The organism is Microbacterium sp. HMWF026 (genome assembly GCF_003061325.1).
In the GTDB taxonomy this organism is placed as follows: domain Bacteria; phylum Actinomycetota; class Actinomycetes; order Actinomycetales; family Microbacteriaceae; genus Microbacterium; species Microbacterium testaceum_E.
Genome location: NZ_QAJB01000452.1, coordinates 5,122 through 6,703, shown reverse-complemented (window position 1 = coordinate 6,703; position 1,582 = coordinate 5,122). Strand labels below are relative to the sequence as shown.

The window sequence follows — 1,582 nt, the reverse complement described above, 5'->3', positions numbered from 1 at the left end:
GTGCTGGTCAGCGAGCGCAACATCACCACGCGCGAGGCCGAGCCGCAATCCCGCGCCGATCTGGTCAAGCGCGAGATCGCGCGCCGGGTGTACCGGCACGCCGACACGGTGGTCGCGATCTCGCACCCCGTGGCGGGGGAGCTCGTCGGCGCGTACGGCGTGCGGCCCGACCAGGTCGTGGTCGTGCCGAACCCGGCCGGGCGGCGCGCCGAGGTGCGGACGGCGGCGTCGCACCGCTCCGACACCATCTCGCTCGATCGCACTCTGCACCTGCTGCTGCCGATGCGCCTCGTCCCGCAGAAGCGGGCGACGCGCGCGGTCGAGGCGGCGGCGCTCCTGCGCGCAGAAGGACTCGACGTGCGGGTGGTGTGCTTCGGCAAGGGGCCCCTCGTCGACGAGCTGACGACCTTCGCGGCCGACCGCGACGTGCCGCTGGATCTGCCGGGATGGACGGCCGACTGGGTGGCATCCGCTCCCGAGAACGCCATCACGGTGCTGCCCTCGTACCGCGAGGGGTTCGGCAACGTGCTGGTGGAGTCGGCCATGGGCGGCATCCCGAGCGTGGCGGTGTCGAACTCCTACGGCGCGGCGGACGCGATGGTGCCGACCGTCACGGGCGAGCTGGCGTTCTCGGGCGACCCGGTCGACATCGCCGACGCGATCCGTCGGGTGCGCGGTCTCGACGCCGAACGCACGAGCGCCTGGGCCCGGCGGTTCTCGAGCGCGCACAGCGGAGGAGTGCTGCTCGCCGCGATCGAGCGCGCACGGGGCGGCGGATCGTCCACCGCGGTTCCGGTGCTCGCGTCCGCGGTCGGGCAGTTCGACAACGTCGGCGACACCGTGTTGCGCCGCGGCTACCTCGACCACCTGCGCACGCTCGGACCCCTCACGGTGTGGGTGGGCGACAAGAGCGACGACTACCTGAGCGGCCTCGGGCTGCAACCGGGCGACACCGTCGTGCGAGAGGCGGGGCAGTGGCGCCGCACCGTCTCGCGCCGGCTGCTGTCCGGCCGCGGGGTCTACGCCTTCGACACCGGCGAGACCGAGGTGCGCCGCGGTTTCGCCCTGCGCTACCTGCGGCTCGCGCCCCTGCTGCTCGTGCACCGTCTGCGCGGGGGCACTGCCGTCCTGACCGGTGTGGGCGTGCGCGAACCGCACCCCTGGCGCCACGTGATCGCCGCGGTCCTGCGGCTGTGCCGAGCGGTGACCTGGAGGGATGCCGCGAGCCGGCGCATGATGGGGCTCGGCGAGGTCACCCCCGACTGGGCCTTCGCCCTGGGGGCGGATGCCGCGACCCTGCGCGACACGGAGTCCCCCCGCCCGTTGCTGGCGATCTCGGTGCGTCAGGGCCTCTCGCACGCCGCGCGCGAGCGGCCCGACGACCGCTGGGTCGAGGCCGTGCGCACCCTGGCCGACGACCTCGGACTGCAGCCCGTCGTGGTCGCGCAGATCGAACGCGACGGCGACCTCGCCCGCGACCTCGCCGCGCGACTCTACTGCGAGGCCGTCACCTGGCTCGACGCGTCGCACGCGCGCCAGGAGCAGCGCCTGCGCGAGACCTACCGCCGCAGCGCCGCGGTGC

1 protein-coding gene is annotated in these 1,582 nt (G+C 74.4%); it reads left to right on the top strand.

The features are described 5' to 3' along the window. Positions 1 to 1,582: glycosyltransferase (locus DBR36_RS17980; protein WP_181373660.1), on the top strand; the 1,582-nt coding region annotated here is incomplete at both ends.